The organism is uncultured Abyssibacter sp., assembly GCF_964000955.1.
Classification (GTDB): domain Bacteria; phylum Pseudomonadota; class Gammaproteobacteria; order Nevskiales; family OUC007; genus Abyssibacter.
Genome location: NZ_CAXFCL010000122.1, coordinates 1 through 5,113, shown reverse-complemented (window position 1 = coordinate 5,113; position 5,113 = coordinate 1). Strand labels below are relative to the sequence as shown.

At 65.4% G+C, this 5,113-nt stretch carries 6 protein-coding genes; 1 reads left to right on the top strand and 5 read right to left on the bottom strand.

Annotated elements, in window-relative coordinates; translation table 11 throughout:
• The 3 genes from ABNS06_RS05535 to ABNS06_RS05525 all read right to left on the bottom strand — a co-directional run.
• The coding region (locus ABNS06_RS05535; RefSeq protein ID WP_348673099.1) for an acyl-CoA dehydrogenase at window positions 1–1,210 on the bottom strand (1,210 nt) is incomplete at its 3' end.
• Between the two features lie 44 nt (window positions 1,211–1,254).
• Window positions 1,255–1,860 (bottom strand): TetR/AcrR family transcriptional regulator, encoded by a 606-nt coding sequence (locus ABNS06_RS05530; protein WP_348673098.1) that lies wholly within the window; start codon window positions 1,858–1,860, stop codon window positions 1,255–1,257.
• A gap of 68 nt (window positions 1,861–1,928) precedes the next feature.
• Window positions 1,929–3,023: a DUF3080 family protein gene (locus ABNS06_RS05525; protein ID WP_348673097.1), complete on the bottom strand. Its 1,095-nt coding sequence runs from the start codon at window positions 3,021–3,023 to the stop codon at window positions 1,929–1,931.
• On the opposite strand from ABNS06_RS05525, the gene ABNS06_RS05520 reads away from it, so the two are divergent.
• On the top strand, window positions 3,012–3,413 hold the full coding sequence (locus ABNS06_RS05520) for a DUF4124 domain-containing protein (RefSeq protein ID WP_348673095.1): 402 nt from the start codon (window positions 3,012–3,014) through the stop codon (window positions 3,411–3,413). The genes ABNS06_RS05525 and ABNS06_RS05520 overlap by 12 nt on opposite strands.
• Before the next feature lie 46 nt (window positions 3,414–3,459).
• Here ABNS06_RS05520 and ABNS06_RS05515 read toward each other — a convergent pair whose 3' ends face one another.
• Window positions 3,460–4,200, bottom strand: coding sequence for an FKBP-type peptidyl-prolyl cis-trans isomerase (locus ABNS06_RS05515; protein WP_348673093.1), 741 nt, complete (start codon window positions 4,198–4,200; stop codon window positions 3,460–3,462).
• Window positions 4,201–4,227: 27 nt separating this feature from the next.
• The coding region (locus ABNS06_RS05510) for a hypothetical protein (RefSeq protein WP_348673092.1) at window positions 4,228–5,113 on the bottom strand (886 nt) is incomplete at its 5' end.

Sequence of the window (5,113 nt, the reverse complement as noted above, 5' to 3'; positions counted from 1 at the left end):
TGCGCGAGTAGGCACCGGTCATGCGGTAGGCCATCTTGCCGCCGGCCGCGGACAGCGCGGGCAGCGAGATGCCACGACCCGCCGACAGACATTCGACCAGCATGCGCCAGCCGCCACCGGCCTTCTCCACGCCGCCGATGATCCACTCGATCGGCACGAACACGTCCTCACCGGTGATCGGGCCGTTCATGAACGCACCCGACGGATAATGACGACGTCCAATCTCGACGCCCGGCGTGGACGCCGGAATCAGCGCACAGGTGATGCCGTAGTCGGCCTTGTCCGGATCACCCAGCAGGCCTTCGGGGTCCTGCAGCTTGAATGCCAGACCAATCACCGAAGCCACCGGGGCCAGGGTGATGTAGCGCTTGTTGAAGGTCAGGCGCATGCCGAGCACTTCCTTGCCTTCCCACTCGCCCTTGCAGACGACGCCGACATCCGGAATCGCGGTGGCGTCGGAGCCGACTTCCACGCCGGTCAGACCGAAGCAGGGGATGTCCTCGCCATTGGCCAGCTTGGGCAGCCAGTGCTCCTTCTGCTCGTCGGTGCCGTAGTGCATCAGCAGCTCGCCGGGGCCCAGCGAGTTCGGAACCATGACCGTCACGGCGGCGGTGATGGACTTGGTGGCAATCTTGGTCACGACGCAGGACTGCGCGTAGGCCGAAAAGCCCAGACCGCCCCACTCCTTGGTGATCAGCATCGAGAAGAACTTGTTCTCGCGCATGAACTGCCAGACTTCCGGCGCCAGATCACGGTCTTCGTAGACCGTCTTGTAGTCGTCGATCATCTTGCACAGCTCAACGGTCTCGTTGTCGAGGAACGCCTGCTCCTCGGCCGTCAGCTTGGTGCGCTTGAAGTTCTTCAGCATGTTCCAGTCGGGGCGACCACGGAACATCTCGCCCTCCCACCAGACGTCGCCGGCTTCCAGCGCCTCGCGCTCGGTGGAGGTCATCGGCGGCAGCACCGCCTTGAATCCGGAGAAGATCGGCTTGGTGATCAGGCGACGGATCGGCCGAACGTTCAGCGCGATCGCCAGCACGGCAAAGATGCCTCCGGTGATCGCGAACGCGGTCGGGCCCATCATGCCCAGGCCGTAGAGGCCAACGATGTAGATACCGATCGCCGCCGACGTCACCAGCAACGGTGCGCCCACGTACGCGAGCACCCAAAGGCCCGCGATGGCGATGAGAATTGCGAGTAGTGTCATCATGACAAACCCTCCGATAGACAAAAGTAAGGAGACTGGGGAGTCGGTTAAGCGGCTTGCTCGGCAGCCGCCGGCGGCTGCTCGCCGGGACGCGGAATCAGCGTCTCGATCAGCAGGCGCAGGTATTCGTTGAACACGGGGCCGGGCGGCAGCGCGGACGGGTTGTCCCGACGCAGCTGCAAGGTCCCGAGGAAGGTGCTGTAGGCAAAGGTCGCCCACTTGCGGGCGTCCCGGGCCGTCAGACCCAGCGCCCGATAGCATTCGGCCAGAAAATCCAGCCGGCGCTGCGAGACCTTGTGCACGAAATCCGCGACTCGCGGATCACGGCTGGCCGCCGCCAGCGCCAGATAGAGATGCCCTTCCCGCTCGCTGCCATTGGCCGCCTTGAACACGGTCTGGATGCGCTTGCGCGGCTGCCGGACGCCCTTGGCGCGCTCGATGATCTGTTCGGTTTCCCGCGACGCCCAGCGCTCCAGCGACGCTCGGATCAGCGCGTCACGGTTGGCGAAATGCCAGTAGAAGCTGCCCTTGGTCACACCGAGCTTGCGCGCCAGCGGCTCGACGGCCACGCCGTCCAGGCCGCCGTCGACCATGGCGTCAAGCGCGGCATCCGCCCAGTCGTCGGCACTCAATGTCGGCTTCGTCTGCACCATTGTTGCAGCGCATCCATACGGGAAAGTATGGCAAAACTAACACATACGTCAGCGTACGGAAATGATGTTCACGCACCGTTATCGCTGTCACTGCGGTCAGGCATGCGGCCGCACTGACCCAGCAAGCGCTGCCAGGCTTCGGCATGGGTTCGCGACGCGTCGACCAGACTGGCGTCCAGCCGCTGCACAGCCTCGAGATAGGCCGTCAGCGGGCGCGGGAGTTCGGCCGCCTGGACGTTCGCAGCCTGCCCCAGCACGGCCACTAGCTTCGCCAGCTCGCGACGCAGGCTGGCCAGGTCCGGCTGCACGCCCCGCGCGTAGAACTTGTGAAACACGGTCTCGGCGATTTCAGCGGTGGGCGTCGGTCTCGGTTGCAGACAGACCGGCCTTGCGTTGAGGCGCGCATGGATGATGGCGGCCACCGCCTCCAGTTCCGCGACGAACAGGGCCGCCGTCCTCAGCAGGCCACCGGCCTCGCGGGATTCACGCAGGCGTTGCAGCGACGCGCTCAGGGCCGCCTCGCCCACACCGTCACCATCCAGGCCACGCCGAACCAGGCCGACGAGTTCATCCAGCGCGGCGATGCCGAGCAGCCCACCGTGGACGCCCTGCATCTCCATCGGGGAGGCCTCCGGGGACAGGAACCGCTCGATTTCCTCGGTGTTGAAGATGACGTCGTAGCCCGCCACCGCGAGATCGGTGGACTTGCTGCGCCTCACCCGTTCCAGCAACGCGCTTTCCTCGTCGGAATCGGCCTCGCAACCGGAAAGCGCCGCAGCGACGCGTGTTTCATAGGCGAATCGCGACGAAGGCGTCATCACCTGTCCGAGGATGCTGTTGCGCTCGCCGAGCAGCCGGCCCAGGCAGTCACGCAAGGACAGCGCCTCGCCCGGCGACAACCGCAGATCCGTCGAGGCCACCCGGCGCGCGCGGCGGCGCGGATAGACCGGAACGGCCCGCACCTCGGGCGCGACACGCTGATCCAGCACGTTGCCCACCCGCCAGCGGTAGTCCTCCAGCGCATTCGCGACACCGGAGGCATCGCAGGCCTGCAACAGCAGGATGCCCCCGATGATTCCGGCGAGCCCGGCACCATGCGCTATGCTCCGGACATGCGACTTCGGCTTGGCATTGTGCTGGGATTGGTGAGCGTGGCGGCGCATGCCGAGATCTACACGTGGACGGACGCCGATGGTCAGGTCCGATACTCCGATCGGCCACCGCTGAACCAGACCTATTCGGTGAGAGAAGTCCGGCCAACGCCAGCCGCGAACTCGCCCTCGGATCCGGCCACGGACCCGGATCATCAGACGGATGACCCGCGCGCCGACACGTCGTCAGCATCAGGCGGCGATCCACAGACCGCGGTGGATCCCGCCGCCCTCAAGGCGCAGTGCGACCGCGCCCGCGAGCGCATCGCGTTCTACGAACGGACACCGGCCGTCCGTGTCCTCTACGAAAACGAAAGCGGCGAGACCGTGCGCATGACACCGGAGGAACGCAGTTCCCGGTTGTCACACTACCGCGACCTCGCCGCCGAATCCTGCCAGTAGGCAGAAAAGCAGCCGCCGGCATAAGCCGACGGCGACCTCACGATCCTCAGGATTCCTCTTCCGGCTCCCCGATGCTCAGCAGCTCGACCTCGAAGACCAGGGTCTCGTTCGGTCCGATGCGGGCACCGGCGCCACGCTGACCGTAGGCCAGTTCCGGCGGAATCACGAAGCGGTACTTGCTGCCGACCGGCATCAGTTGCAGCCCTTCGGTCCAGCCCGGAATCACGCCACTGAGCGGGAAGGTCGCCGGGTTGCCGCGATCGTAGGAACTGTCGAACACCGTACCGTCGATCAGCGTGCCCTTGTAGTGCACGGTGACCTTGTCATCGGCGCTGGGCTTGTCGCCCTCGGCGTCCTCCAGCACTTCGTATTGCAGACCGCTGTCGGTGACCATCACGCCGTCCTTGGCGGCATTTTCCTCACGAAAGGCTTCGCCCTTCGCGGTGGCTTCCTTGGCGGCTTCCTGCGCCTCGGCCTGCTGGGCCTGTTGCAGGCTCTGGCTCACCGTGGTCTTGATGGCGGTCATGTCCTCATCGCTCATCGCCAGATCAACGTCACCATGGGCCGCGGAGAACCCGGCGGAAAAGGCGGCGGGGTCGACCTTGTCGGCAACCTGCTTCAGCGAACGAGCCACGTCCACACCCACCGCGTAGGAGAACTTCTCCGCTTCGGTCGACGGCTCGTAGGTCGACGGATCCGGCGGATCACCGCCCGGGTCGGCCGGCTGCGGCTGGCAGGCCGCCAGTGCAATCGCGGACAACGCGATCAGTCGTTTTGTGTAAGGCATATTCACTCCATGTGTTCAGCGACCGATTCAGTCGCTGGATGTGAAGGACCGCCGCCGACGGCCCGTGAGATGTTGAACAGTTTGCGCGATTTCCGGGCCGAGCAAACCCAGCGCCTGAACCGCCAGCGGTTCGATGGCCTCATCGACGGACAGCCATTCGACCCCGCCCTCACCTTGCTTCACCTGCAATACTTCCATCGAAATCAGGGTGTTGACGTGCCCTCGGAACAGCGCCGGATCGAAGAATTCCGGCGCATTGCGGCCGGTGAGCACCGCCATGCGCTCGGCCATCAGCACGCACTCGGCCTCGAAGGCCGCGCGCTCCAGCGTCACGACCTCGCGACGCTCCGCCAGCAGCACCAGCGTCATGGCGTAGCGCTCCAGCGTCTCGCGCATGACGCGCATCAGCCCGTTCAGGTGTCCGTATCCGTCCAGTGACGGGTCCGGTCGTCGCAGGCTGTCGGCCTCCGCGATCAGCATGCCGCCTTCGACCATGGCATCGATCTGCCGTTCAATCGCATGCGTCAGGTTTTGCTCCTGGTCCCACAGAAACCACTCGTCGCGCAGGATCGGGTAGAGCGCGCGGGACCCGCTGATGACTTCGGCACGCTTGCGCAACGCCCGAGCGGAAAAGAAGTTGGCGATCAGCGAAGGCAGCGCGAACAGGTGCTGAATGCTGTTCCGGTAATAGGTCAGCAGCACGGCTTCCTTGTCCTGGGCGATGACCAGATCACCCCAGGGATGCTGGACGCGCTGTAGCCCGGCGATCGGTTCGGCGCGGGCAAGCAACACCGCTCCATCCGTCTCCGGGATATGCAGGCTCGGCCCGTAGGGCGCTCGCTGCAGCAACCCGATATAGGCACTCAGACGCTCGGCCAGTTCATCAGCCGGCATCGCCCGCTGCTGGCTGGCG

Bases quoted from the DNA above. Each gene is read 5' to 3' on its own strand.
- ABNS06_RS05530 (WP_348673098.1), bottom strand. From the start codon at position 1,860: ATGGTGCAGACGAAGCCGACATTGAGTGCCGACGACTGGGCGGATGCC.
- ABNS06_RS05525 (WP_348673097.1), bottom strand. From the start codon at position 3,023: ATGCGCCGCCACGCTCACCAATCCCAGCACAATGCCAAGCCGAAGTCG.
- ABNS06_RS05515 (WP_348673093.1), bottom strand. From the start codon at position 4,200: ATGCCTTACACAAAACGACTGATCGCGTTGTCCGCGATTGCACTGGCG.